The sequence below is a fragment of the Micromonospora nigra genome (assembly GCF_900091585.1).
In the GTDB taxonomy this organism is placed as follows: domain Bacteria; phylum Actinomycetota; class Actinomycetes; order Mycobacteriales; family Micromonosporaceae; genus Micromonospora; species Micromonospora nigra.
The window spans coordinates 921,611-948,568 of record NZ_FMHT01000003.1; the positions used below are offsets into that span (position 1 = coordinate 921,611).

General features: G+C 71.9%; 20 protein-coding genes. 9 read left to right on the forward strand and 11 right to left on the reverse strand.

Features of this window, described 5'->3' with window-relative positions; translation table 11 throughout:
- The first annotated feature begins 415 nt into the window (after positions 1–415).
- Positions 416–1,531: a lytic polysaccharide monooxygenase gene (locus GA0070616_RS03480; protein ID WP_091076097.1), complete on the forward strand. Its 1,116-nt coding sequence runs from the start codon at positions 416–418 to the stop codon at positions 1,529–1,531.
- A gap of 138 nt (positions 1,532–1,669) precedes the next feature.
- Here GA0070616_RS03480 and asnB read toward each other — a convergent pair whose 3' ends face one another.
- Positions 1,670–3,631: an asparagine synthase (glutamine-hydrolyzing) gene (gene asnB / locus GA0070616_RS03485; RefSeq protein ID WP_091089797.1), complete on the reverse strand. Its 1,962-nt coding sequence runs from the start codon at positions 3,629–3,631 to the stop codon at positions 1,670–1,672.
- Positions 3,632–3,790: 159 nt separating this feature from the next.
- On the opposite strand from asnB, the gene GA0070616_RS03490 reads away from it, so the two are divergent.
- From GA0070616_RS03490 to GA0070616_RS03500, 3 genes are all read left to right on the forward strand, one after another.
- Positions 3,791–5,272: an aminopeptidase P family protein gene (locus GA0070616_RS03490; protein ID WP_091076100.1), complete on the forward strand. Its 1,482-nt coding sequence runs from the start codon at positions 3,791–3,793 to the stop codon at positions 5,270–5,272.
- Between the two features lie 456 nt (positions 5,273–5,728).
- Positions 5,729–7,516 carry a hypothetical protein gene (locus GA0070616_RS03495; RefSeq protein WP_091076102.1) on the forward strand — a complete coding sequence of 596 codons (1,788 nt, stop codon included), beginning with the start codon at positions 5,729–5,731 and terminating at the stop codon, positions 7,514–7,516.
- Positions 7,517–7,929: 413 nt separating this feature from the next.
- A complete protein-coding gene (locus GA0070616_RS03500; RefSeq protein ID WP_091076108.1) occupies positions 7,930–9,573 on the forward strand; it encodes a hypothetical protein in 1,644 nt (547 codons plus the stop codon).
- A gap of 102 nt (positions 9,574–9,675) precedes the next feature.
- Here the strand turns inward: GA0070616_RS03500 and pulA are convergent, their stop codons facing one another.
- The 5 genes from pulA to GA0070616_RS03525 form a co-directional block, all read right to left on the reverse strand.
- On the reverse strand, positions 9,676–15,180 hold the full coding sequence (gene pulA, locus GA0070616_RS03505) for a pullulanase-type alpha-1,6-glucosidase (RefSeq protein ID WP_091076111.1): 5,505 nt from the start codon (positions 15,178–15,180) through the stop codon (positions 9,676–9,678).
- A 118-nt stretch (positions 15,181–15,298) separates the two neighbouring features.
- Positions 15,299–16,036, reverse strand: coding sequence for a cellulose binding domain-containing protein (locus GA0070616_RS03510; RefSeq protein ID WP_091076116.1), 738 nt, complete (start codon positions 16,034–16,036; stop codon positions 15,299–15,301).
- A 91-nt stretch (positions 16,037–16,127) separates the two neighbouring features.
- Positions 16,128–16,790: a hypothetical protein gene (locus tag GA0070616_RS03515; protein WP_139128838.1), complete on the reverse strand. Its 663-nt coding sequence runs from the start codon at positions 16,788–16,790 to the stop codon at positions 16,128–16,130.
- A gap of 77 nt (positions 16,791–16,867) precedes the next feature.
- A complete protein-coding gene (locus tag GA0070616_RS03520; RefSeq protein WP_091076124.1) occupies positions 16,868–17,257 on the reverse strand; it encodes a hypothetical protein in 390 nt (129 codons plus the stop codon).
- Positions 17,258–17,294: 37 nt separating this feature from the next.
- Positions 17,295–17,990 carry a hypothetical protein gene (locus tag GA0070616_RS03525; RefSeq protein WP_091076127.1) on the reverse strand — a complete coding sequence of 232 codons (696 nt, stop codon included), beginning with the start codon at positions 17,988–17,990 and terminating at the stop codon, positions 17,295–17,297.
- 19 nt (positions 17,991–18,009) lie between these two features.
- Between GA0070616_RS03525 and GA0070616_RS03530 the strand changes: the two genes are divergently transcribed.
- Entirely contained in the window at positions 18,010–18,195 is a 186-nt protein-coding gene (locus GA0070616_RS03530; protein WP_175439932.1) for a hypothetical protein, read from the forward strand.
- Between the two features lie 82 nt (positions 18,196–18,277).
- Here the strand turns inward: GA0070616_RS03530 and GA0070616_RS03535 are convergent, their stop codons facing one another.
- Complete coding sequence (locus GA0070616_RS03535; RefSeq protein WP_091076134.1) at positions 18,278–18,631, reverse strand: VOC family protein; 354 nt, start codon at positions 18,629–18,631, stop codon at positions 18,278–18,280.
- Positions 18,632–18,792: 161 nt separating this feature from the next.
- Between GA0070616_RS03535 and GA0070616_RS03540 the strand changes: the two genes are divergently transcribed.
- Positions 18,793–21,678, forward strand: a complete 2,886-nt coding sequence (locus tag GA0070616_RS03540; protein ID WP_091076137.1) for an aconitate hydratase — start codon at positions 18,793–18,795, stop codon at positions 21,676–21,678.
- A gap of 72 nt (positions 21,679–21,750) precedes the next feature.
- Here GA0070616_RS03540 and GA0070616_RS03545 read toward each other — a convergent pair whose 3' ends face one another.
- Positions 21,751–22,335, reverse strand: a complete 585-nt coding sequence (locus GA0070616_RS03545) for a GTP-binding protein (RefSeq protein WP_091076140.1) — start codon at positions 22,333–22,335, stop codon at positions 21,751–21,753.
- Positions 22,316–22,684, reverse strand: a complete 369-nt coding sequence (locus tag GA0070616_RS03550; protein WP_245712642.1) for a DUF742 domain-containing protein — start codon at positions 22,682–22,684, stop codon at positions 22,316–22,318. The genes GA0070616_RS03545 and GA0070616_RS03550 overlap by 20 nt, the downstream gene beginning before the upstream one ends.
- 237 nt (positions 22,685–22,921) lie before the next feature.
- Here GA0070616_RS03550 and GA0070616_RS03555 point away from each other — a divergent pair, with 237 nt between their 5' ends.
- On the forward strand, positions 22,922–23,170 hold the full coding sequence (locus GA0070616_RS03555) for a DUF2630 family protein (protein WP_091076146.1): 249 nt from the start codon (positions 22,922–22,924) through the stop codon (positions 23,168–23,170).
- Positions 23,171–23,228: 58 nt separating this feature from the next.
- Here GA0070616_RS03555 and GA0070616_RS03560 read toward each other — a convergent pair whose 3' ends face one another.
- The gene (locus tag GA0070616_RS03560; protein WP_091076150.1) at positions 23,229–24,164 is read right to left on the reverse strand and encodes a serine protein kinase RIO; all 936 of its coding nucleotides are present in this window, start codon (positions 24,162–24,164) and stop codon (positions 23,229–23,231) included.
- Positions 24,165–24,486: 322 nt separating this feature from the next.
- Positions 24,487–25,131, reverse strand: a complete 645-nt coding sequence (locus tag GA0070616_RS03565; RefSeq protein ID WP_091076154.1) for an HAD family hydrolase — start codon at positions 25,129–25,131, stop codon at positions 24,487–24,489.
- A gap of 183 nt (positions 25,132–25,314) precedes the next feature.
- Between GA0070616_RS03565 and GA0070616_RS03570 the strand changes: the two genes are divergently transcribed.
- Both GA0070616_RS03570 and GA0070616_RS03575 read left to right on the forward strand, forming a co-directional pair.
- Positions 25,315–25,887, forward strand: coding sequence for a TetR/AcrR family transcriptional regulator (locus GA0070616_RS03570; protein ID WP_091076158.1), 573 nt, complete (start codon positions 25,315–25,317; stop codon positions 25,885–25,887).
- A gap of 141 nt (positions 25,888–26,028) precedes the next feature.
- The gene (locus GA0070616_RS03575) at positions 26,029–26,931 is read left to right on the forward strand and encodes a TIGR04222 domain-containing membrane protein (RefSeq protein ID WP_091076161.1); all 903 of its coding nucleotides are present in this window, start codon (positions 26,029–26,031) and stop codon (positions 26,929–26,931) included.
- Positions 26,932–26,958 lie beyond the last annotated feature (27 nt).

The window sequence follows — 26,958 nt, forward strand, 5'->3', positions numbered from 1 at the left end:
CAGGTTGGCACACCGGGTGGCGACCCACCTTCCGGAACGGCCGAGGAACCCGCGGCCCGCCGGCCCGCCGGTGCGCGGTGTGCCGCACGGCGTGGGTCCTCGCGCGCCGGCGGTTGCCCCGGACCCGCCGGACATCGAGCGACGGCTATTGCGCGTCACGGGTCGGCGTGGTGGGATGAGGGAGCCGGGCGGTGCGGGGGCTGCGCACCGTCGGCGCCGGGTACATCACCACGCGAGGGCATCCGGCCCGCTCCAGGCGGGCCGTCGACGGTACGCGCCCGATCGGTGGGTCAACCATCCACCGGGGCAGGTCGCCGCGACCGTCGTGTCCGCTCGTCGTCGCGGGAGTGGTCGTCCACCTCCCGCGTTCGCAGCGGGGTCGCCGACGTGGTGTCCCCGCGAGTCAGGAGAACCCGTGCACCGTCGTTCCCGTACGGCCGCGCTGCTCACAGCGGCCGCCACCATCCTCGCGGGCGCGGTCGCCGTGACCGCCAGCCCCGAGCCCGCCGCCGCCCACGGCGCGGCGATGACCCCGGGCAGCCGCACCTTCCTGTGCTGGAAGGACGGCCTCACCGCCACCGGCGAGATCCGGCCCAACAACCCGGCCTGTGCCGCTGCCGTGGCGCAGAGCGGCGCCAACTCGCTGTACAACTGGTTCAGCGTGCTGCGCTCGGACGCCGGCGGCCGCACCGTCGGATTCGTTCCCGACGGCCAGCTGTGCAGCGGCGGCAACACCGGCTTCAGCGGTTACAACGCCGCCCGCACCGACTGGCCGCTGACCCACCTGACGGCCGGCCGCACGATGGAGTTCCGGTACAGCAACTGGGCCCACCACCCGGGCACGTTCTACTTCTACGTGACCAAGGACAGCTGGTCGCCCAACCGGCCGCTGGCCTGGAGCGACCTGGAGGAGCAGCCGTTCCTGCAGGTGACCAACCCGCCGCAGCGCGGCGCGGTCGGCACCAACGAGGGCCACTACTACTTCACCGGCGCCCTGCCGGCGAACAAGAGCGGCCGGCACATCATCTACTCGCGGTGGGTCCGCTCGGACAGCCAGGAGAACTTCTTCGGCTGCTCGGACGTCACCTTCGACGGTGGCAACGGTGAGGTGACCGGCATCGGCGGCGGCAACTCGCCCGCCCCGACGACCCCGCCGCCGAACCCCACCACCCCGCCGCCGAACCCGACCACTCCCCCGCCGAACCCGACCACCCCGCCGCCGCACGGTGGTGACTGCATGGCCGTCTACAAGGTGACCAACACCTGGTCGGGTGGCTTCCAGGGCGAGGTCACGATCATGAACCACACCGACTCGACGTGGTCGGGGTGGACGGCGAACTGGACCTGGGCCGGCGGGCAGACCATCAACAGCCTCTGGAACGGCACGTTGAGCGGTTCCGGGTCGTCGGTGACGGTGACCAACGCGGCGTGGAACGGCGCGCTCGCCCCGGAGGGTACGACCACCTTCGGCTTCGTCGCCAACAGCACCGGCACGAACTCGCTTCCCACGGTCACCTGCTCCGGCCGCTGACCGGTACCACCACCGCCACGGGGGCGGTCGGGCTTCCGCCCGGCCGCCCCCGTTCCCGCTGGTCCGAACGACCCGCCGCTCCCGGCCCGGCGGCTGCCGGTCCCCCGGGCGTTCCGACGACGCGTTCCCGCCCGGCGGTCAGCGGACCATGCTGCCGACCACCGGCTTCGTCAGCAGCGCCGACTGGTTGCGCTGGATGCCCGGATCGAGGGTCTTCGCCACGAAGATGGCGTGCCAGATGCAGAAGATCAGCACCGTCCACACCTTGCGGGAGTGGTCGGCCTCCTCCCGCTTGTGCTCCTCCAGCAGACGCAGCGCGTACGACAGGTCGAGCAGGTCACCGGCGCCGGAGGTGGTCAGCACGTGCCGGGCCCACTCGTACATCTCGCCGCGCAGCCAGACCCGGGTGGGAGTCGGGAAGCCCAGCTTCCTGCGGTTGACGATGGCCGGCGGGACGACGCCCTGCAACGCCTGGCGCATCGCGTACTTGGTGGCGTCGGAGCGCGGCGGCAGTTTCAGGTCCACCGGGATCTTCGCCGCGACGTCGAAGACCGCCCGGTCGAGGAACGGCACCCGCACCTCCAGCGAGTGCGCCATCGAGATGCGGTCGGCCTTGACCAGGATGTCGCCGCGCAGCCAGGTGTACAGGTCGACGTACTGCATCTTGGTGACGTCGTCCAGCTCGGTGCACTCCGCGTAGATCGGCGCGGTGACGTCGGTGTAGCGCACCGAGGGGTCGTAGCGGCGCAGCAGGTGCTGCTTCTCCTCCTCGGTGAACATCCGGGCGTTGCCGTAGTAGCGCTGCTCGATCGGGGTGGTGCCGCGCTCCAGGAAACTCTTGCCCTTGACGCCCTGCGGGATCGCCCTGGACACCGCGCGCAGGCCCTTCTGGACGCCGTCGGGCAGCCCGTTGACGGAACTGAGCGACAGCGGTTCGCGGTAGATGGTGTAGCCACCGAAGAACTCGTCGGCGCCCTCCCCGGAGAGCACCACCGTCACGTGCTCGGCGGCCTTCTTCGCCACGAAGTACAGCGGCACCAGCGCCGGGTCGGCCACCGGGTCGTCCAGGTGCCAGACGATCTTCGGCAGCGCGTCGATCATGTCCTGCGGCCCGATCTTCGTCGGGATGGTGGTCACGTCGAGGTGCCGGGCCGACTCCTGCGCGACGTCGATCTCCGAGTAGCCGGGCACGTCGTAGCCGACGGTGAAGGTGAGGATGTTCGGGTTGAACTCCCGGGCCAGGGCGACCACGGCCGTCGAGTCGATGCCGCTGGACAGGAACGAGCCGACCGGCACGTCCGAGCGCATGTGCATGCGCACGCTCTCCCGCAGCGTCTCCCGGATCTCGTGGTAGAGCTTCTGCTCGTCGGGCACCGGGGCGGGCCGGAACACCGGCCGGTACCAGCGCCGCACGTCGATCCGGCCGCCCGGGGTCCAGGTGAGGTACTCCCCCGAGCCGATCCGGCTGATGTCCCGGTGCAGGGTGCCCGGCTCGGGCACGTACTGCAGGGTCAGGTAGTGGCTGAGGTTGGCCGCGTCCACCCCGGCGTCGCCCTGGTAGTTGGAGTGCGCGAAGGGCAGCAGCGCCTTCTTCTCCGAGGCGAGGTAGAGGCCGTCCGGCGTCTCCAGGTAGTGCAGCGGCTTGATGCCGAAGTAGTCGCGGGCACCGAACGCCCGCCGCTGCTGACGGTCCCAGATCACGAAGGCGAACATGCCGCGCAGCCGGGTGAGCACCTGCTCGCCCCAGTGATGGAAGCCGGCGACGATCACCTCACCGTCGCCGTTGGTGGCGAACCGCGCGCCGTGCTCGCGGATCAGCTCCTCGCGCAGCTCGATGTAGTTGTAGATCTCGCCGTTGAAGGTGAGCAGGTAGCGCCCGTCGGCGTACGGCAGCGGCTCGTGACTGAGTGCCACGTCGATGATCGCCAGCCGCTTGTGGGCGAACACCCCGTCCGCGTACCGGCCGGAGGCGTCGCCGACCACCTCGACACCGGTTTCGTCCGGTCCGCGGTGGTGCAGGCATTCCAACGCCCCGGCGATGTTGTCGCGGTGGGCGGCGGCGTCGCCGCGCGCACTGAAGAAGGCCAGGAGTCCGCACATGGTGGTCATCTTTCCACGCCGCTTCACAGGCCGTGCCGGCCGCCGGTCGGAAGCGGGGACCGGTGGCCGGTAGCCGCCGAGACCGAAGGTGCCGGGGCGGCACGGCGGGTGGATCGCGCGGTACCGTCGGCACCAGCAACGTCGCGGAGGGAGCGGAGCATGACCGAGGAACGCACCGACGGCACGCCGACCGACGGCACCGAGTCCCACGACCCGGACTTCCCGGAGGCGTTTCTGTCCTTCATGCGGCGGGGCTGGCGGGACACGACCCTGCCGGTCGGTCCCCGGCCGGAGGTGCCGAACTACGCCAAGCGCCGGGCCGCGCTGTCGGCGGCCTTCCCGGGCGAGACGCTGGTCATTCCCACCGGCGGCGAGAAGGTACGCGCCAACGACACCGAGCACCCGTTCCGGCCCGGCAGCGACTTCGCGTACCTGACCGGCGACCACGCTCCCGACAGCGTCCTGGTGCTGCGACCCAACGGTTCGGGGCACGACGCCACGCTGTACATGCGACCACGGTCCTCCCGGCAGACCGACGAGTTCTTCCGCAGCCGCCACGGCGAGCTGTGGGTGGGCCGGCGGCACACCCTGGCCGAGAAGTCGGCCGAGCTGGGTCTGCCGACGGCCGACCTGACCGAGCTGGACGCGACCCTGGCCGACCTGGCTCCGGGGCGTACCCGGGTCCTGCGGGGTTTCGACGCCCGGGTGGATGCGGCGGTGCGCCCGTGGGACGGGCCGCGCGAGGAGGGCCAGCCGGCCCGCGACCGGGAACTGGCGATCGCCGTCTCGGAGATGAAGCTGGTCAAGGACGAGTGGGAGATCGCCCAGCTCCAGGAGGCGGTCGACGCCACCGTCCGGGGCTTCGAGGACGTCGCCCGGGTGCTGCCGGCCGACCGGGGCGTCTCCGAGCGGCTGCTGGAGGGGATCTTCGCGCTGCGCGCCCGGCACGACGGCAACGACGTCGGTTACAGCTCGATCGTGGGCGCGGGCGAGCACGCCACGATCCTGCACTGGGTGCACAACCACGGCTCCACCCGGCCGGGTGAGCTGCTGCTGATGGACATGGGCGTGGAGGGGCGGAACCTCTACACCGCCGACGTGACGCGGGTGCTGCCGGTCAACGGCCGGTTCAGCCCGTTGCAGCGCCAGGTCTACGACATCGTGTACGCCTCGCAGCAGGCCGGCATCGACGTCATCAGGCCGGGCGTGAAGTTCAAGGACGTGCACCTGACCTGCATGCGGGTGCTCGCCGAAGGGCTGGCCGACCTGGGTCTGCTGCCGGTGAGCGTCGACGAGGCGATGGACGAGAAGTCGACGATCTACCGGCGCTGGACGCTGCACGGCTTCGGGCACATGCTCGGCATCGACGTCCACGACTGCTCCAACTCCCGCAAGGAGATGTACAAGGACGGCGCCCTCGGCGAGGGCTACGTGCTCACCGTCGAGCCGGGGCTCTACTTCCAGCCCGAGGACGAACTGGTTCCCGAGGAGCTGCGCGGGATCGGCATCCGGATCGAGGACGACGTGCTGGTGACCACCTCCGGCGCGGTCAACCTCTCCGCGGGGCTGCCCCGGCGGGCCGACGAGGTGGAGACCTGGCTGGCCGAGCAGCGCGAGGCGGGCCCCCGTCTGCCGGGCTGACCTTCCGGGAAACCGTTCGCGCCTGCCGGCAGATCGTTCGCGGGCCGTGCCGGGGCCCCGACTGCCGTAGCCGACTCCGATTCCGGGGCAGGTTGCGGCGGTCGGGGCCCCGGCCGCGTCACGCCCGCGACGGCCAGCAGTGGCGCGGCCAGCAGTGGCACGGCCAGCAGTGGCACGGCGGTGACGGCCGACGCGCTCGCCCCGGCACCTGGAGCCACGGGGGGCGCGTGGGGTGGTCGGGCACCTCCGCGCCGGCCGGACCCTTTCGCCCGTACCCATACCGATTAGGGGTCTGCGCGAGATCCGAGAAGAATGCGGAGTTTCCTCGGATCCGTCCTCCTTACGAGGAACCTTCTCATACGGTGGTCGTCAGAGGCTGCAACCGATTTGTAGCTGGTCGCACCATCTTCGGAGGGTGCGACCCCGTCTGGTAGCAGGAAAGGGCGGAAAGCTCTGATGTCCGATGACGTGACGACTTCTCCTCCCGGTGAGGCCGCAGTGGGCCCGCCGGCGCGGGGACGACGCAAACTCTGGATGGCCGCCGGGGTCGCCGGACTGACCGGCGTGGTCGGCCTCGCGGCGCTCGGCGGCGTGGCCGCCCGGGACGACAGGTCGGGCGGGACCCAACGGGTGTCCGACGCGCGGGCGTCCACCCCCGAGCAGCAGGTCAGCGACGCCGGCGCGGCGGAGGGCGCCGACGCCAGGGGCGGGGACGACCGGGCCGACGGCCAGTGGGGTGGCGACACCGACAAGGACCGGTCGGGCAAGGATCACGGCCGGCAGGGCGGCGGCAAGGACCACAACCGGCAGGGCGGCAAGGGCCGGGAGGTGCCCTGCAACAGTGACAAGCTCATCCAGGCCGTCGTGGAGGCCAACCGCGAACACGGCGACGTGCTGCACCTGGCCAAGGGATGCACCTACGAGCTGACCCGGTCGGGCGAGGGCGGCGGGCTGCCGGTCATCACGCGGTCGATCACGCTCAAGGGGCACGACTCGAAGATCGTCCGGGCGGCTGTGTCGGACTACTTCCGCATCTTCACGGTCGGGCGCAGCGGTCACCTGACCCTGAAGAACGTGACGGTCATGGGCGGTCAGACCGGTCCTGAACTGGTCGGCCCCCCGGTCCCGCCGGCTGCGGTCGACCTGTTCGGGTCGACCACCGCCACGACCAGGGCAGCGAAGCCCGCCACGGCGGGTGCCACGCCGCCGGCCAAGCCGGCGAGGGCGGCGACCGGGACGGCGAACAAGACGGCCAAGGTCGCCAAGCCAAGCAAGGCGGCCAAGCCAAGCAAGACGGCCAAGGCGAACAAGCCCGTCAAGGCGGCGGCCGTGCCGCCGAGCGGTGCTGCCGTGGCGCCCCTGGTCGAAGCCGGGCCGAGCGACGGCGCGGGCATCCTCGTGCTGCGGGGCGGCACCGCCGACATCGAGCACAGCGAACTGGTGCAGAACCACGCGGGTGGCCACGGCGGCGCGATCGCCAACTACGGCACGACCCGGGTCGCCCACTCGCTCATCGAGCGCAACAGTTCCGCTGGCGTCGGCGGCGGCATCTTCAACGCCGGGGTGCTGCGCGTCGAAGAGTCGAAGGTGGCGAACAACAGCGCCCGGATCGGCGGCGGCGGCATCGGCAACGGGGTGCCCGCCAACGGCACCTCGGTCGAAGGCGGCACAGTCTGGGTGTGGAAGAGCACGATCAGCCACAACCGGACCTCCGGCCTCGGTGGCGGCGTCCTCGACGACGGGGGCACCACCACGCTCGCCCAGAGCCAGCTGACCGACAACGACGCCGGGCAGGACGTCGGCGGCGTGGTCGCGCTCAATGACAGCGAGCTGACCCTGGAACACGTTCTCGTGGCCCGGAACGCGGCCGACGGCGATGCCGGCGGCGTGGGGGTGGGCGAGGGCAGCACCGTGGTCGCCACGCACACCACGATCGCCGAGAACGTGGCAGTCACCTCCAGCGGCGGTCTGTTCAACGTCGGCGGTGACGTCGTCCTCCGCGACAGTGCGGTGGTGGCGAACCAGGCCGTCGGACTCACCGCGATCGGCGGGGGCATCCTCAACCGGTCCGGCACCATCCGGCTGGTCGGGACGAAGGTCAGCTACAACTTCGCCCCCCAGGCACCGGGTGGCATCTTCACGGACAACGACGGTGTGTCGATCGACCGCACGTCGGCCGTCACCGGCAACCGGCCGACCAACTGCGTCGGCAGCCCGGTGATCCCGAACCGCTGCTTCGGCTGACCCACCACGCGTCCGCATCACGGACAGCACCACCACATAGCAGGAACCCCGTCGCGCCGTCCTGACGGCGCGGCGGGGTTCCGAACGTGGTTACCCGGAGCCCCGTCGCGACGGGAGCGGGCGTCACCGCCGACCGGGTCCGCTCCGGGACCCGTCGTGGACGGTCCGTCCGGATCACGCCCGGCTGCCCGCCCTGGCCCGACTGCGGCGGTCCGGGAGCGAGGGAACGTGAATCGGGCTTCCCGGCCCGGACAGTCCGATCCCGCCCTTAATGCGGGCTTCTTTCGGATACGCCCGCGAAGCGAGGAACACTCTCATACGGTGGTTCTGGGAGCTACAACCGATTTGTAGCAGGGGACGCTCACCTGTGCGTGACGACCCTGTCTGGTACGAGGAGAGGGCAGAGAGCTCCGATGTCCAACTACCTAACTGAGAACAACGCCGAAGGGTCGCAGGTGGCGCCGAAGCGGCGCCGCAGGCTCTGGCTCGCCAGCGGTGTCGCCGGGCTCACCGGCGTGGTCAGCATCGCCGCCGTCGGAATCGCCACCGGTGCCGGCGCGGTCGGCAGCGAAAGCCTCCGCTGGTCCACCGCGCAGCAGGTCAGCAAGGACGGGGACCTGGGCGCGGAGGGCAGTGAAGGCGCGAAGGACCACAAGGGCAAGGGTGACCGCGCCGGGGACCACCGCGGCCGGTACGACGACACCAAGGACCACGGGAAGGAGGTGCCCTGCGACTCCGACAAGCTGATCCAGGCGATGGTCTTCGCCAACGAGAACCACGGCGGAGTGTTGCACCTGGCCAAGGGCTGCACCTACAAGCTGACCCGGTCCGACGCCCTCGGCAACGGCCTGCCGGTGGTCGAGGAGCACGTCGTCCTCAAGGGACACGACACCAAGATCGTCCGGGACGCGACAGCCGACCGGTTCCGGATCCTCAACGTCGGTCGCGGCGGGCACCTCACCGTCAAGGGCCTGACCATCAAGGGCGGACAGACCGTCGAAGTACCGGTCAACGGCGACACGCCGGAGGCGGTGTGGTCGCGGTTCTCGAACTCGGCCGAGGCGACTCGGGCGGCCGAGGCGGGCAAGCCGTACCTGCCGCTGCTCCAGGCCGAGCCGAAGGGGGCCGCGCTCAAGGCCGCCCAGGCCAAGGGTGAGGTTTCGCCTCTGGCCGAGCCGGAGCCCAACGACGGAGCGGGCGTGCTCGTCCAGCCGGGCGGCTCGGCGACGTTCGAGGAGACGCACATCGTCGGCAACCAGGCTGGTGGCGTCGGGGGCGGCCTGGCGAACTTCGGCAAGGCCAGCCTCCACCACACCACGGTCGCCGACAACACCGCCTTCTTCTACGGCGGCGGCATCTTCAACGCCGGCGTCCTGCGGGTGAGCAAGTCGAAGATCCACAACAACGACGCCATCATCGGCGGCGGCGGCATCGCCAACGGCGCGGCGTTCATCTTCCGTGATGACGTCGACGGCGGCACCGTGTCGATCGAGAAGACCGAGATCGTCGGCAACGAGGTCCTCGGCTTCGGCGGTGGCCTGCTCGACATCGAGGGCAACACCACCGTCGCGTACTCGAAGATCACCGACAACATGGCCGTCCTCGCGGGCGGCGGGGTGGCCGCGGCAGGCGACGACTCCACCATCGAGTTGTCGCACGTCGAGGTCGCCAGGAACACGACGGTGGGTGTCGGCGGCGGCATCGCGCTGGCCTTCGGCGCGATCGCCAACATCGAACACAGCAAGGTCGACGACAACAAGGCCGGCTTCTTCGGGGCCGGTGTGTTCAACGGCACCGGCGCGGCCACCTTCCGGCACAGCCAGATCAACGGCAACCGGGCCGTCGGCCCGCTGGGCAGCGGCGGCGGCATCTTCAACGTCTTCGGCGAGATCGACCTGCAGAAGACGAAGGTGGCGTACAACTTCGCCACCCTCCCGCCGGGCGGCGTGTTCAACTTCGGCGGGGTGGTCGACGTGGACGACAAGTCGGCCATCACCGCCAACAAGCCGACCAACTGCCAGGGAAGTCCCACCCCGGTTCCGAACTGCTTCGGCTGATCACCTCCGGGTGACGGGCGGCCACCGGCCGCACGGAGCACACCGGTAACGGGGACGGCCCCCTCCCGCCACGGCGGGAGGGGGCCGATCCGCGTTCCGGGGTCAGCGCTGCACGTACACGGCGACGCTGCGGGCCGGCACGGTGAACGTGCCGCTCGTCCGGTCGAACGAGGCCGTACGCAGCACCGGGTCGGCGGAGTCCCGCAGCACCGGGTGCAGGGACACGTCCGCCCCCCGCAGCCCGGTGACCCGCTGCGTCGCCACCTGCGGGGTGCCGTTGAACACCACGGTCACCGACTTCCACCTCCCGCCGAGCCCCCGGGCGTCGAGGGTCATCGTCAACACCCCCGGGGTCTCGTCCACCCCGGAGAGCGGGAAGGCGACCCGCATCTGCACCTGTTCGGCGGTGGGCAGCCCGAACACCGGCGTGGAAGCCCGGACCTTGAGCAGCTCGGCGTACCGGGCGTCGGTCAGCTCGACCGCCGCGCAGTCCGGCACCAGCGTCGCGTCGGCCAGCAGCGGCCGGGCGTACGACCACTTGTCCTGGTTGTCCTGCGCCGGGGGCAGGCCGATGCCGAACCCGTTGCCCTGCGCGCAGTCCCAGCGGATCTGGTTGAACCAGTCACCGGAGTTGTACGAGTTGCGGTCCAACGACTTCGACCGCAACCGCTCCGTGCCGGTGGTGACGAAGCCGGCGCCCTGGCCCATGACCACGGTGCTCAGGGCCAGCACCTGCATCCGGGCCCGATCGGTCACCGACGTGTCCTGCGGCAGCTTGTACGCCAGCGCGTCGAACAGGATCTCGTTGTCGTGCGCGTCGACGTAGGTGACCGCCTCCCCCGGCGCGGCGGTGTAGCCGGCGGGCGAGCCGTTGTAGTCGACGTCGGCACCGGTGACCCGATTGCCCGCCGAGTCGACGAACCGGTAACCGCGCAGGTTCCCGGTCAGCCCGACCTTGATCAGGTCGTGCTGGTGCAGCAGCCGGGCCTTCTGCTCGGCGGTCGTGCCGTTGACCGGGTCACCGTTCGGGTCGGTGAAGAGGCCCGACGCGAAGCCCTGCACGCGGGGGTTGCCGTCGAACGGGCCACCGCCGCGCACCGCGTCGCGGAGCCGGTCGTTGAAGGTGCCGATGCCGGTGCCGGCCATGTTGGCCTGGGTGGCCTGCACGAACCGGGCGTCGTCAGCCACCTCGCCGAAGTTCCAGCCCTCGCCGTAGAGCAGGATCGCCCTGCCGTCCACCCCGTCACGCCGGACGGTCAGCGAGTCCAGCGCCTCGCGTACCGCGAGGATGTTCGCCTTCGGGTGGTGGCCCATCAGGTCGAAGCGGAACCCGTCGACCTTGTACGCCTTCGCCCAGGTGACCAGCGAGTCGACCACCAGCTTGCCCATCATCGCGTGCTCGGGCGCGGTGTTGGCGCAGCAGGTGGAGTTGGCCACGGTGCCGTCGTCGAGCAGCCGGTGGTAGTAGCCGGGGACGATCTGGTCGAGCACCGACTTCGGGTCGGTGCCCGCCGCCGACGTGTGGTTGTAGACCACGTCCATCACCACGCGCAGACCCGCGTCGTTGAGGCCGGCGACCATCTGCCGGAACTCGGTGGTCCGCTGCGCACCGTTCGGGTCGACGGCGTAGCCGCCCTCGGGGACGGTGTAGTGCAGCGGGTCGTAGCCCCAGTTGTAGCCGTCGGTGTCCTTCACCGTCTCGATGCAGGCCTGCTGCCGGTCGGAGTCGCGCGGCAGCGCGGCCAGGTCGCAGGCCGGCTGCTGCTGGTCGGCCCGCCGCTCGGGAATGGTGGCGAAGTCGAACGCCGGCAGCAGGTGCAGGTGGGTGACCCCGGCGTCGCCGAGCTTGCGCAGGTGGCTCATCCCGGCGGTGGCCGGATCGGTGAAGGCGAGGAAGGTGCCCCGCCGCTGCGCCGGCACGGTGTTGTCGGCGATGGAGAAGTCCCGCACGGACAGCTCGGAGATCTGCACCTTCGCCGAGGGCACCGCCGCCGGCTTGCGCAGCGTCGACCAGCCCTTCGGGGCCAGCTCCGGGTCGGTCAGGTCGACGATCTGGCTGTGCGTGGAGTCCGCCGCCAGCGCCACCGAGTAGGGGTCGGTGACCGCCGCGGTGACCATCTTCTGCGCCGCGGGCTGCCAGGCCTCGACCTGGTAGCGGTAGAACTTGCCGGCCCAGGCGCGGGATCCGCGCACCGACCACACGCCGGTGCGGTCGTCGCGCCGCATCGACACCGTCCGGGCCGGAGCGGTGGGTGTGTCGAACAGTTGCAGCGACACGGCGCGGGCGGTGGGCGCCCACACCGACAGCGTCGGCACCCTGCCGGAGAACGTCACACCGAGCCGGGCCTTGGTGGCCCGGGCGTACAGGTCGTCGAGCACACCGGGGATCTGCAACCCGGTGGCCCCCAGCAGGGTCCCGTCGGCGGCCCGCTCGGTCACCAGCAGCTGTCCGCGCAGGGCGGCGGGCACCCGGGCCAGGTCACGCCGGTCCAGGGTGAAGGTGTCGTGGGTCCACAGGTGCGGGAAGGCCGTGCGCTGGGCCTCGGTGAGCCCGTTGCGCTGCGCGGTCAACGGCAGCGAGGTGTACGTCCCGGCCAGCTCGCCGTCAGCCACGGTGACCCCGCCGGCCGGGGCGGAGACCAGGGCGTACGTCCGGCCGTCGGTGGGCCGGGCCGACCAGGCGATCGTGGACCGGTCGATCCAGTGCGCCCTCTGCCGGCTGATGTCGATGTCGGTGGCGGTTCCGGTGGCCACCGACGGCAGCAGCCGTCCCGGTGTCGCGGCGAGCAGCCACACCTCCCGCCCGGCGTCGGCGAAGTCGAGCCGCTGGTCCTGCGGCAGGTCCTTCTCGTCGCCGGAGTGGATGATGTAGCTCAGCCCCGTGGCCCCGGCGGCCAACGGCACCCGGAACTCGGCGCCGAAGGAGTCGACGCGGGTGGGCGGCATCGGGGTGGCCCAGTCGGTGGGGTTGGCCGCGCCGTCCCACAGGTGCAGGCCCCAGCCGTCGTAGTTGTTGTCGGCCCGGCGGTAGTGGATGACGGCGACGCCGTCCTCGACGGGCGGGTCGGGTTCGCCGGTGGCCTCCTGCCGGGTCGGGTACAGCGCCGGGTCGCCCTGTTTGACCCACACCTCCCCGGTCCGTGTCACGTCGACGGTGCGGTCGTTGTCGACGTCCTTGTTGCCGTCGGCGTCGACGACCAGGAAACCGACCGACTTCGCGCCCGGCTTCAGCTTGACCCACGCGAACCGGCCGAAGGAGTCCTCACCGGCGAACGGCTGCCCGTCGGGCCACTCGGTGGCGTACGCGGGGTCGATGTCGCCCCAGGCGTACAGCCCCCAGTCGTCGTAGTCGCCGGCCGGGCGCTGGTAGTGCACCACCACCCAGTCCCGGGACGCGCCGCCGGCCACGGGGGTGCCGACGCTCGCGGTGGACCGGGCGGTCGCGGTGCGGCCCCTGCCGTCCCGGACGACGGCCTTGTACTCGATCCTCGTGCCGCCGGCCAGGCCGGTCAGGTCGTGGTGCACCGTGTACGGGGCCTTGTCGGCGCTGCCGAGCAGCGTCCACCTCCCGCCGGCCACCCGGGCGGCGACCGTGACCGTGGCCAACGGGTCGCCGGTCACCTGGGCGGTGACGGCGGCGCGGGTGGCCACCGGCTCGTCGGCGGTGGGGGCGGTGACGGTGATGCCCGGCTTGCCGTCCGCGTGCGGGATCGGCGTTGCGGCGCGGTGGACCACGGCCGACAGCGGCGGCACGGTCACGGTCAGCTTGCCGTCGCCGGCCGCGACGGGCGCGGCGCCGCTGCCGTACACGCCGGTGAAGGTCGCGCCGGCCGACCAGGTGTCCACGGTGACAGTCTGCTCGGTCGCCGCGTTGTTGACCGCGACGACGTACTCGGTGCGGTCGCCCGGGTCGATCCGGGAGAAGGCGAAGACGCCGGGGCCGTCGGCGGCGTGCCGGGTGACCTGGATGCCGTCGCGCAGCGCCGGGTGGGCCTGGCGCAGCGCGCCCAGCTCGGCGATCGCCCGGTACAGCGGGTGCGTCGGGTCGAACTGGTCCTCGGCGTGGGTGCGGTCGGTCCCGAGCAGGTCGTCGTCGAGGTAGTCGGGGGTCTTCGACGCGAACATGGTCTGCCGGGAGTCCTTGTCGCCGCCGGGGCCGGTGAAGCCCTGCTCGTCGCCGGAGTAGACGACCGGCTGGCCGCGGGTGAGGAACATCAGCTCGTGGGCGAGCTGGTCGCGGCGCAGGTGGGTGGCCGGGTCGGTGGGGCCGCCGGCGATGAAGGAGCCGATCCGGCCCATGTCGTGGTTGCCGAGGAAGGTGGTCAGCCGGTTCGCGTCGGTGTCCCGGGCGGAGTACAGGTCGTCGCGGGCGTACACGTCGGCGAGGGACTTCGCTGAACCGTCGTTGGCGGTGAACCCGCGCGCCGCCTCCTGGAACGCGAAGTCGAGCGTCGCGGGCAGGCCACCGCGCCGTACGTAGGTGGAGGTGATCTCCGGGTCGGCGCTGTAGACCTCACCGAACATGAAGAAGTCCTTCTTGCCGGCCCGCTGCGCCGCCTGGTCGATGCCCCGGCTGAACTGCGGCCAGAACTCCAGGTTGGCGTGCTTGACGGTGTCCAGCCGGAACCCGTCGACGCCGGTGGAGGTGACCCAGTCGGCGTACACCTTGGTCAGGCCGCGCACCACCTCGGGGCGTTCGGTCCACAGGTCGTCCAGGCCGAAGAAGTCGCCGTACTCGCTGTTCTCCCCGGCGAAGGTGGAGTCGCCCCGGTTGTGGTACATGGTCGGGTCGTTCAGCCACGCCGGGACCTTGACCCTCGCGTCGGCCGGGGTCTCGAAGGTCGGGGTGTACGGGAACGACTTCTCGTTGACCGTCGGGAACCTGCGGCTGCCGTCGGCGTAGTTGCGGTCCTCGAAGGGCCGGCCCTGCGCGTCGGTGTACGGCGCGGTGGTCTTGTCGACGTAGCTGTACTCGTCCTCGGCGTACCTGATGACGTCGGCGGTGTGGTTGACGATGACGTCGAGGTAGACCTTGATGCCCCGCCGGTGGGCGAGCCGGACCAGCTTCTTCAGGTCGTCCTTGCTGCCGAAGTGGGGGTCGACCTGGGTGAAGTCGGTGATCCAGTAACCGTGGTAGCCGGCGGAGACGTCGTCGCCGGTGCCCTGCACGGGCCGGTTCTTGAACACCGGCGCGAGCCAGATGGCGGTGGTACCCAGCCCCTGGATGTAGTCCAGGCGGTCCATCACGCCCTTGAGGTCGCCGCCCTGGTAGAAACCCTTGTCCTTCGGGTCGTACCCGGTCTTGAGCCGACCGCCGGTCAGGCCACCGCGGTCGTTGCGGCGGTCACCGTTGGCGAACCGGTCCGGCAGGACGAAGTAGAACTGTTCGGCCGTCGGGTCGTTCTTGCCGGCCCGCAGCAGCGCCTCGGCCGAGGGCTCGGAGCGCCACTGCACGGCACCGGCTGCGGCGAGCTGGTCGGGGCGCGCCGGGTGCGCGGCCTCGTCGGTGTCGAGCTGGCGTGCGGCGACCGGAACGCCGACGAGGGTGAGGGTGAGCAGGAGAACGAGGGCGAGCAGGGCCTTACGCGGTATCGGCGGGGGTGTCATCGACGGCCTTCCTCTGGTCGCTGATTGGCCCGCACGCTAGCCCTTGCTGCAACGTTCTGCAATACCTTGCAAACCAAGTCGCAACAAAGCAGTTACCTTGCAGGACGGGCGGGTGCCGTCACCCGCCGGCGCAGTCCCGCCCGTCCACCGTGCACGACGCCGGATGCCGGTCCGGGCCCTCGATGTGGAACCGCAACGACACCGAGGCACCCGCGGCCAGGTCCGGACCGCTGCGATAGGTGAAGCTGCCGCCGGACTGGTGCACGCTGCCCTGCGGCACCCCCTCCAGCCAGGCCGCCACCAGCCGGCCACCCGGGAAGTCCAGCCGCGCCGTCCACGCACGAGGCTCCGCCGAGGTGTTGCGGACCAGCACCTCGGCGATGAAACCACCTGAAAACGTTTGCAGGACCTGGTATCGGCCGACGACCGACGCGGGTGGCGGTGGCGCCTCCGACGACGCCGGCACCCCGGTCGAGGGCACCCCGGCCGGGGGCGGGGTGGCCGGCGCGGCGGCCCCGGAGCCCGGCTCCCCGGTCGGCAGGTCGCTGGGCAGGCTCGTGGCGCGCGGGGACAGTCCGGGTTGGCCGGGCACGGGGCCGGGCACGGCCGAGACGCCACGTCCCGCCGAGGACGCCTGGCCCACCGGCGGCACCACGAACCCGGGTCCGGGCGGAGCCGGGTCGAAGTCGGAGCCCCGCCCCCGGTAGGTGCCCACGGCGACGACGAGGAGGACCACCATCACCCCGACCCCGATCAGCACGACGATCCAGGGTGAGGACGCGACGGCGACGGGCTGCCGGGGCGGCTGGGGGTCGTGGGGGGTACCGGTGCGCGGGGCTCGGCGAGTGCCGGACATGTCCCTCCTCAACGGGGCGTCCGGAAAGCGTAGCGATCAGGGACAATGCCGGAAAGCGCCGGGACGTGCGCTGAAGAACCCTGCCAGTTCCCTACCCCAGGACACACTGCCCGTCCTCCACCGTGCACTGGTCCGGATACTCGTCGGCACCGCTGCCGGTGAACCGCAGGGTGACCGTCTGGCTGGCCCCGGCGGCGAGCGGCCCCCCGCGCACCACGTACCAGCCGGCGCCCCGCACCGTCACCGAGATGGCAGCGGAGCTGCTCACCCGTACCCCCTCCACGTTCCCCGCGAACCGCAGCTCCACCTCCCAGCCACGGCTGGCGCCGGTGTCGTTGCGGACGGACAGCTCGGCGCGGAACGTGTCCTGGTCGCTGTCGAGCGTCCGGTAGCGGGCGGTGACGGTGCCGAAGCCGGAGCCGAACAGCGACGGGCGGTCCGTGGTCGGCGACGGCCGGGGCGTGGGTCGCCCGGACGTCGAGGCCGACGGTGCCGCCGTCACCCTCGCGGTCGGCGTCGCCCGCCTCGGCTCCGCGGGCGTGGGTGACGCGGCGGTGGCCGGCAGGCTGGGAAACACCATCGGCGGCGCCGGGTCCGGTGCCGCCGCCCGCTCGGACCCCCGGAACGCCGACATCGCCAGGACCAGCAACGTCACCAGCAGCCCGACCCCGATCCCGACCACCGCCCAGGGCACCGAGGCCACCAGCCGCGTGGCCGCCCGGGCCGCGGGATCGCCGTCGGACCGCACAGACATAAGGTCTCCCTCGTCGAGCTGACGCGCCAGCCTAGCCAGCCACGGACGGGGAACGGAATCGCCCGGACGGCGACGCCTCAGCCGGCGCGGACGACGGTGCAGATGCGCGGACCGTCGTCGGTGCCGCGCAGCAGGTACTGGTACCGCTCGCCGGGCACCGAACGGCCCTGGCTGTCGAGGAACTCCCACCGCACGGCGACCATCGTGAGCAGGGCCGCCAGCGGTCGGACGTCCTCGATCTCGGCGTGCGCGGCGACCAGCTCCCGCTCCGTGTAGTCGGGTGCGGCGCCCACGAAGGACAGCGCAACCGCCGCCGGCGAGGTGAACGAGAAGCTGTAGGTGTCGGCGACCACCAGGCCGGGCAGCGCGTAGCAGCCGGCGATCGCGGGCAGGTCGCCGGCGGTCAGCGCCACGCCGTACCGGTCGAGGAAGTCGGTCAGCGTGGTCAGATCGGTGGAGGCAGTCACGACCTCGACAATTGCCGGACGCCCCGCGGGCCAAACCTCAGCGCGGCGGGATCCGCACCTCGATCTCCGCACCGAGCCGGGCGTCGCCGCCGAGGCCGAGGTCGTCGCCGCTCCAGAACCGCCCCGGGTCGTACCAGTTCGGTCGACGGCCTGCCGGCAGCAGCCCCATCTCCTCATAGGTCACCGCGACCACCTCGGCGCAGTACGCCGTCTCCAACGCCCGCTCCCGGGGGCCGGCGACGGCCCGGTCCCGCCCCGGCAGCTTCGGCATCCGGTGTGCCGGGACCCGGCCGCGCAGCCACCGCCACGCCAACTGGGCCGTCGACGGGAACGGGGTGCCGTCGAGACGGGCGATGGTGCGCAGCACCGCCCGCTCCATCTCCGCGTCGACCGGCGGGTCGAGCTGGCGCAGCCAGGCCCGCTGGCCGTACCGGTTGGCCCAGACGCAGACCGCGTCGCGCAGGTCGTGCAGCTGCACGCCGCGCTGGTGGGTGCCCGTCCACATGTCCGGCAGCGAGCGGCCCAGTTCGGCGTGCCACATCAGGGGCGGCAGGTCGTCGAGCACCACCGCCATGCCCACGTGGTTCACCGGGCTGTTCGTGGTCAGCTGAATCGCCCGGTCCGGCACGCTGCGACCACGGAACACCCACACGTCGCCGGTCCGGGACAGCTCCACCGCCTCGTCGAGGCTGATCCCGGTGCCGTGCCCGCCGTCGGCGATCTGTTCGCTCATGGGGGTCTACCCTAGGCGGATGCGGCAACGGGTGCGGTGGTGGAAGGTGCTGGGGCTGGCCGGGCTGGCCGGCGTCGCGGCGTCCGGTGTGGTGATCGCCCGGGCCGAGCGGCGGCGGCGCGCGTACACCCCGGAGGAGATCCGGGCCCGGCTGCGCGACCGGCACGCGGAGGCCGCCGCGTCGCCGGCCGACGAACCGCGCTGATCTGTTCCGCCCCTGTGGGAGCGTGTCCTGTTCCGCTCCGGCAGGAGCGCGCAGGGCGTGATGGCGCGTGACGGGCGGTCGGTCAGGGGTGTGGGGCGAGGAACTCCAGGCGGTTGCCGTGCACGTCGTGCGTGTGGAACCGGCGCAGCCCGGGCAGTTCGTCGCCCCAGGTGACCGGGTGCCCGGCGGCGATCAGCCGGTCGGCTAGGGCGTCCAGGTCGGGCCGCAGGAGGGCGGGGTGCGCCTTGCGGGCGGGCCGGAAGTCGTCCTCGACGCCGAGGTGCAGTTCTGCGCCGTACCCGCTGAACCAGCAGCCGCCCCGGGCGGCGAGGACGGGTGGCTTGGGCTGCTCGGTCAGGCCGAGCACGCCGACGTAGAAGGCCCGCGACGCGCCTTCGGAGCCGGGCGGGCAGGCGAGCTGTACGTGGTGGATCATCTGAACACCTCCTCGTCCCGCACACTGGCACGAGGTTGCGCTAATAGCAAGACGGACGTACGGTTTTGTAGACGAGCGGTAATCGGCGGTAAGTGTTGCCTAACCACGGCAGCCGTCCGGCCGGTGCGACAGACTGCTCAGGACTACTCACGGTCGCTGGTGTGAAGGAGTACGACGTGGCGAGCCTCGACACCTTCGGTGCGAAGACCCAGCTACGCGTCGGAGACGCGAGCTACGAGATTTTCAAGATCAGCAAGGTGGAGGGCCACGACCGGCTCCCCTACAGCCTGAAGATCCTGCTGGAGAACCTGCTGCGGACGGAGGACGGCGCGAACATCACCGCCGACCACATCCGCCAGCTCGGCGGCTGGGACGCCACCGCCGACCCGAGCGTGGAGATCCAGTTCACCCCGGCGCGGGTGCTGATGCAGGACTTCACGGGCGTACCCTGCGTGGTCGACCTGGCCACCATGCGCGAGGCCGTCCGGGACCTCGGCGGCGACCCCGCCAAGGTCAACCCGCTCGCCCCTGCCGAGCTGGTCATCGACCACTCGGTCATCGCCGACCTGTTCGGCCGCGAGGACGCCTTCGCCCGCAACGTCGAGCTGGAGTACGAGCGCAACAAGGAGCGCTACCAGTTCCTGCGCTGGGGCCAGACCGCGTTCAACGAGTTCAAGGTCGTGCCGCCGGGCACCGGCATCGTGCACCAGGTCAACATCGAGTACCTGGCCCGCACCATCATGGAGCGCGGCGGCCAGGCATACCCGGACACCGTCGTCGGCACCGACTCGCACACCACCATGGTCAACGGCCTCGGCGTGCTGGGCTGGGGCGTCGGCGGCATCGAGGCCGAGGCCGCCATGCTCGGCCAGCCGGTGAGCATGCTGATCCCGCGCGTGGTGGGCTTCAAGCTCTCCGGCGAGATGCCGGCCGGCACCACCGCCACCGACCTGGTCCTCACCATCACCGAGATGTTGCGCAAGCACGGCGTCGTCGGCAAGTTCGTCGAGTTCTACGGCCCCGGCGTCAGCGCCGTGCCGCTGGCCAACCGGGCCACCATCGGCAACATGTCCCCGGAGTACGGCTCCACCGTCGCGATCTTCCCCATCGACGCCGAGACCGTCCGCTACCTGGAGCTGACCGGCCGCGACGCCTCTCAGGTCGCGCTCGTCGAGGCGTACGCCAAGGAGCAGGGCCTGTGGCACGACCCGGACCACGAGCCGGAGTACTCCGAGCGCCTCGAACTGGACCTCGGCACCATCGAGCCGTCGCTGGCCGGCCCGAAGCGCCCGCAGGACCGGGTGCCGCTGGGTAACGCCAAGACGCTGTTCCGCTCGGCGCTGACCAACTACGTCGCCGCGGACGAGACCGGTGGCGACCGCGACCGCAAGGCGGGCGTACCGCAGCTGACCAAGCCGTTCGGCACCGCCGGCCCGGCCGACGAGGCCAGCGCCGAGTCGTTCCCGGCCAGCGACGCGCCGGCCAACGAGGTCAACGACCCGGCCGACGCGCCGCGTGAGCTGACCAACGCCGCCGTGGGCGCGGGTGGACGCGCCAGCAACCCGACCCGGGTGACCGGCGCCGACGGCGTGGAGTACGAGCTGGACCACGGCTCCGTGGTGATCGCGGCGATCACCTCCTGCACCAACACGTCCAACCCGCAGGTCATGATCGGTGCCGCGCTGCTGGCCCGCAACGCGGTGGACAAGGGCCTCACCCGCAAGCCGTGGGTCAAGACCACCCTGGCGCCCGGGTCCAAGGTCGTCATGGACTACTACGAGCGGGCCGGGCTGACGCCCTACCTGGAGAAGCTCGGCTTCCACCTGGTCGGCTACGGCTGCACCACCTGCATCGGCAACTCCGGCCCACTGCCGGAGGAGGTCTCCGCCGCCGTCAACGACGCCGACCTCGCCGTCGTCTCGGTGCTGTCCGGCAACCGGAACTTCGAGGGCCGGATCAACCCGGACGTCAAGATGAACTACCTGGCGTCCCCGCCGCTGGTCGTGGCGTACGCGCTGGCCGGCACGATGGACATCGACCTGGCCAACGAGCCGATCGGTTCCGACAGCGAGGGCAACCCCGTGTTCCTGCGGGAGATCTGGCCGAACACCGCCGAGATCCAGGACGTCATCGCCTCGGCGATCGGCGCGACCGGGTTCAGCTCGGCGTACGCCGACGTGTTCGCCGGCGACGAGCGGTGGCAGTCGCTGCCCACCCCGACGGGCGACACCTTCGCCTGGGAGGACGACTCCACCTACGTGCGCAAGCCCCCGTACTTCGAGGGCATGCAGCGGGAGCCGCAGCCGGTCGCCGACATCTCCGGCGCCCGCGTGCTGGCCAAGCTGGGCGACTCGGTGACCACCGACCACATCTCCCCCGCCGGTGCCATCAAGGCCGACTCCCCCGCCGGGAAGTACCTGGCCGAGCACGGCGTGCCGCGGCACGAGTTCAACTCGTACGGCTCGCGCCGGGGCAACCACGAGGTGATGATCCGGGGCACCTTCGCCAACATCCGGCTGCGCAACCAGTTGCGGGTCCCCGGCACCGGCTCCGAGCCGGGCGCTGCCCTGCCGGAGGGCGGCTTCACGGTCAACCACCTGACCGGGGAGCAGAGTTCGATCTACGACGCCTCGGTCGCCTACCAGGAGGCGGGTATCCCGCTGGTCGTGCTGGCCGGCAAGGAGTACGGCTCCGGTTCGTCGCGGGACTGGGCTGCCAAGGGCACCATGCTGCTGGGCGTCAGGGCGGTCATCGCCGAGTCGTACGAGCGGATCCACCGCTCCAACCTCATCGGCATGGGCGTGCTGCCGTTGCAGTTCCCCGGCGGCGAGAACGCCGAGTCGTTGGGCCTGACCGGCACGGAGACCTTCTCCATCACGGGGGTGACCGCGCTCAACGACGGCGACACCCCGCGCACGGTGACGGTCAACACCGACACCGGTGTGGAGTTCCAGGCCGTGGTCCGGATCGACACTCCCGGTGAGGCCGACTACTACCGGCACGGCGGCATCCTGCAGTACGTGCTGCGCCGCATGATCGCCAACTGACGTACCGCCCGCAGGGGCCCCTTCCCGCGTCTCGGCGCGGGAAGGGGCCCTGTCCGTTCCGGGGCGCGGTGGTCAGGCCCGCTGGGCCTCGCGGATCTCCATCACGTGTTCCAGCAGGGTCACCAGCACCTCCTTGCCGGAATCCCGGCGGCGGGCGTCGCACAACAGGACGGGCACGTCCGGGTCGAGGTTGAGCGCCGTCTGCACCACGTCGAGCCCGTGCCGACCGCCGTCGTCGAAGCGGTTGACCGCCACCACGAAGGGGGTGCCCCGCGCCTCGAAGAAGTCGACGGCGGGGAAGCAGTCCGCCAGCCGGCGGGTGTCCGCCAGCACCACCGCCCCGAGGGCCCCGATCGCCAGTTCCTCCCACAGGAATCCGAACCGGTCCTGGCCGGGGGTGCCGAACAGGTAGAGCACGAGGTCGTCGTCGATGGTGACGCGGCCGAAGTCCATCGCCACCGTCGTGGTGGTCTTGTCCTCCACACCGGACAGGTCGTCGACGCCGATCCCGGTCTCGGTGAGCAGTTCCTCGGTGCGCAGGGGCGGTGTCTCGCTGATCGACCCGACCAGGGTGGTCTTGCCCGCACCGAGCCCGCCCGCGACCAGGATCTTGACGGCGGTGAGCCGCTTCGGCCGCTCAGAGTGCCCGTAGTCCATCGATGACCGCCTCGAAGATGCTGGTGTCGGGTACGCCGGCCGGGGTCCAGGGCTCCTGCACGCGGATCAGGTCACGCGCCGCCAGGTCGCCGAGCAGGACCCGCACGGTGCCCAGGGGAAGGTCCAGGTGGGCGGCGATCTCGGCCACGGACCGCGCCAGCCGGCAGTGCTGCACGATCGCCCGGTGCTCGGGCCCCAACGCGACTTCCGCGTCCGCCACCGCCCCGGTGGCCGTGACCAGGGAGATCAGGTCGAACACACCGACGACGGGCCGGGCCCGTCCGCCGGTCACCGCGTACGGGCGGACGACGGGACCGGCCTCGTCGTCGGGGTCCGTGGGCCCGGTCACCGGCATCGCCTCCCGCCGCTTCGCTGCGGGGCACGGGTGCCACCGGCCCGACCCACACCACGCACACCCACTGTCACGCCGGAACGACAGACCGGCCCGATCCGTTCACTACTGTCGATCTCCGCCCACACCGGCGCAACGTAGCAGTGTCCGAAACGACACTCAAGCGACCGCGCGGGGTGTCGCGGGGCCGGCGAATCCGGGCGCACCCGGCGGGGGCTGTGCCAGGCTCAGGGCATGGACGACAAGACCATCCTGAGCCGGATCTCCGAGCTGGTCGACCAGGAGCACCGGCTGCGCGCCGAGGCGCAGGCCAACGAGGCGGGCACCGACGACGAGGCGCGCACCCGGCTGCGCGAACTGGAGGAATCCCTGGACCAGTGCTGGGACCTGCTGCGGCGCCGCCGCGCCGCCCGGCAGACCCACGGCGACCCGGACGCCCAGGGCACCCGCCAGGTGCCGGCGGTCGAGCGTTACCTCCAGTGAGCACCGCTGGTGCCCCGGGCAGCGCGACGCCACCCGGGGCACACCTACCGGAACCCTCTCAGCGGACGCCCGCCTCGCGCAGCAGCGCCCCGGTCAGCGCCTCCGGGTCCACCTCGGCCGCCGGCAGCCCCCGGGAGGCGAACCAGGTGGCGACGACCCGCACGTCCCGGGCCAGGAACTCGTGACCCTGGGGGTTGGCCACCACGTCGACCACCTGCGGCAGGTCGATCATGACCAGTCGCCCCTGGTGCACCAGCAGGTTGTACGGCGACAGGTCGCCGTGGGCGTACCCGGCGCGGGCGAGCACCACCAGCGCGTCGACCAGTTGCGTCCACAGGTCCCGCAGGTCGGCCGGGTCGGGTCGCAGCTGCGCCAGCCGGGGCGCGGCACTGCCCTCCCCGGGGTCACCCAGGAACTCCAGCATCAGTTCGGTGCCGCGCAACTGCACCGGGTAGGGCACCCGGATCGTGCCGTACCGGTCGCCGATCTCCCACAGTCGGGCCAGGGCGGCGAACTCGGCCGCCGCCCACTGGCCGGCGATCATCTGCCGGCCGAACGACGTGCGCCCGGCCATCGCCCGCATCTCCCGTGACCGGCGGACCCGGCGGCCCTCCAGGTATCCGGCGTCGCGGTGGAACAGCCGGTGCTGGGCGTCGCGGTACCGCTTCACCGCGAGCAGGCAGAAACGGTCGGTGCCGGGTACGCCGCGACGCACCAGGTGGACGTCGGCCTCCTTACCGGTCTTGAGCACACCGAGTTCGGAGTCCTTCGCGGCGAGTTCGGTGACCAGCCAGTCCGGGTGGGGCTGCGGGCCGTGCACGGCGTCGCCCCAGGAGGACCAGCGCTCGCCGGTCTGCGGGTCGGGCTCGTCGTCGGGGTCGGCGGGGGCAGGCTCGGCGGCCCGACCCCGCTTCAGGAACTGCGGTTCGTCGTCGTCGAAGCGGCGCTTGCCGCGGGTACGGCGCTCGGGCGCCGGAAGGTCGTGATCGCGCACTGCGGTGGTGTTCCCTTGTTCGAGGCTGATGGGGGCAGGTGGAAGCGACCTGCGAAGACGGTCATGACCGACCCCCTCTCCTCGACCGGGCGCCCGCCCGGGAGCACGTGTGCGGCGACCACACCCACGGCGCGGTCGCCGCCCATCGTCGCGGTACGACCACGACGGGGCAACCGATTTAACGGCTCACGGTGGCGACGCCCTCAGGCGGTCAGGGGGCGACGCGTTCAGGCGGTCGGGGGCGACACCATCAGACGGTCACGGTCGCCGCGACCTCCGGCGCCCGTGGTCCACGGGGCGACCTCAGGCGCTCATGATGGCGTCAGGCGCTCATGATGGCGGCGACGGCGGCGATCACGCCGTCGCAGACCGCCGTGGGCGCGAACCGGGTGTCGGTCCAGGATCGCCCCCGGTGCAGCCAGATGCTGGGGAGGCCGACGGCGGTCGCCCCGCCGATGTCCGCCTCCGGGCTGTCGCCGACCACCCAGGCACCCCGCAGCGGCAGCCGGACCCGCTGCGCGGCCAGCGCGAAGATCCGCGGGTTGGGCTTGCTGACTCCGGCCTCCTCGGAGATCACCCAGTCCGCCACGTAGCGGTCGAGTCCGGTCCGACGGATCTTGGTGTCCTGCTGGCGTACCGCACCGTTGGTCACCACGACCGGCACCCAGCCGGCCTCGTCGACGATCCGCAGCGCGCAGGCGACCAACGGGTCGAGCCGGGTGAACTCGGCCACGCCCTCGTGCAGCTCGTCGACCAGGTCGATGGAGGGGATCCGCAGGTCGTACCGGTCGCGGATGGCGTCGGCGACGTCCCACCGGTCGGTCAGCCCGTCGGCGTCGATGGACAGCAGCCAGTCGATGTCGGACGGGGGCGCGCCGATGCCGGCCAGGAAACGCTCCGCCCAGACGCGGAACGGGCCGGCCCGGTCGAGCAGCGTGTTGTCCAGGTCCAACAGGAGCAGCGGCACTCGGGAACCCTACGCGACCAGCCCGGGTGCTCGACAGGGCCGACCACCCACGGATCAGGCTGCCGACGGCCCGCGGACCAGGCTGGTGGCGACGACCGGACCCCGCCCCCGGCGAGAGCCGGGACAGATCACAAGCCGTACGTACGGTTTGCAGGACGCGCGTTCACCTGACACCATCCACCTGTGCCCAGAGTAAGTCAGGACCAGCTCGACGCGCGTCGGCAGGAGATCCTCACCGCCGCACGGGCCTGTTTCGCCCGGCACGGCTACGAGGGCGCGACCGTACGCCGACTGGAGGAGGCCACCGGCCTGTCCCGGGGTGCCATCTTCCACCACTTCCGCGACAAGGACTCGCTCTTCCTCGCCGTCGCCGAGGACGACGCCGGCGCGATGGTGGAGACCGTCGCCCGCAACGGTCTGGTCCAGGTCATGCGGGACCTGCTCGCCCGGGCGGTCTCCCCCGACACCACCGGCTGGCTGGGCAGCCAACTGGAGGTGTCCCGGCGGCTGCGCACCGACCCGGCCTTCGCCCAACGGTGGGCCGAACGTTCCGCGGCGATCGCGGAGGCCACCCGCGAGCGGCTGATCCGCCAGCGGGAGGCCGGCGTGCTCCGCGAGGACGTGACCATCGACGTGCTCGCCCGCTTCCTTGAGCTGGCCTACGACGGGCTGGTGCTGCACCTGGCCATGGGTCGGCCGGCCGGCGAGATGGGCCCCGTGCTCGACCTGGTCGAAGAGGCGGTCCGCCGCCGCTGAGCGCTGCCGTACCGGCGACCGCGCCGACGACCGATCGCCCGGCCCGGCCACGGCCGGCGGCTGCCCCGCCGTGCTGGATGCGCCCTGGTGTCCCTGGTTCACAATGGGGCCGCCGATCCCCTCCGGCGACAGGAGCAGCCCATGTCCGTCCTCGCCGCGCCCGGCGACACCTGGGGCGTCCCGGGCCCCGTGTTCCTGAGGCTGTACCTGCTGGCCGCCGCCCTGCTGGTCGTCGGCACCCTCGTCCACCGCGTGCGCGCCCTGGCCGGCCCCGACCAGACCGGCACCCTCGGCCCGCAGCAGGCCGCCTACCTCGCCGGCGGTTCCCGGCAGGCGGTGTGGACCGCGCTCGGCGGGCTGCGCGGCAGCGGGACGATCGGGGTCCGCCCCGACCGGCGACTCACCACCGAGGGCTACCCGCCCGCCGGCCTCACCCCCCTGGACCAGGCGGTCCATCGCGCGGCGGCGCGGCACGTCACCACCGGCGAGTTGCTCGGCGACGCGGGCGTCCGCGCCGCACTCGACCAGCTGCGCGCGGGCCTGGAGCAACGCGGCCTGCTGCTGACCGCGGGGCGGCGGGCCACCACCCGGGTCGGTGCGCTCCTGCTGACCGGCCTCCTGGCGCTCGGGGTGCTCCGCGTCCTCGCCGGTCTGGCGAACCAGCGCCCCGTGGGTTTCCTGGTCCTCAGCCTGATACCGCTGGCTGTCGTCACCCTCGTGTTCCACCGGGTACCCCGGCGCACCCGCGCCGCCGGCCGGGCACTGCGCGAGCTGCGCCGACAGCACACCTACCTGCGCCCCGCCGCCGCGCCCGCGTACGCCACGTACGGCGCGGCGCAGACCGCCATGGGCGTCGCGTTGTTCGGCACGGCCACGCTGTGGGCCATGGACCCGGGATTCGCCGAGCAGGCCGAGATCCAGCGCCAGGCGCTCGGCTCGGGCGGCGGGTCCGCCGGAACCGGCTGCGGAGGCGGCAGCTCCTGCGGCGGCGGCAGCTCCGACGGCGGCGGTGGTGGGTGCGGCGGTGGCGGGTGCGGCGGATGACCGGCACAACCGGCGCGGCGGCCGGCG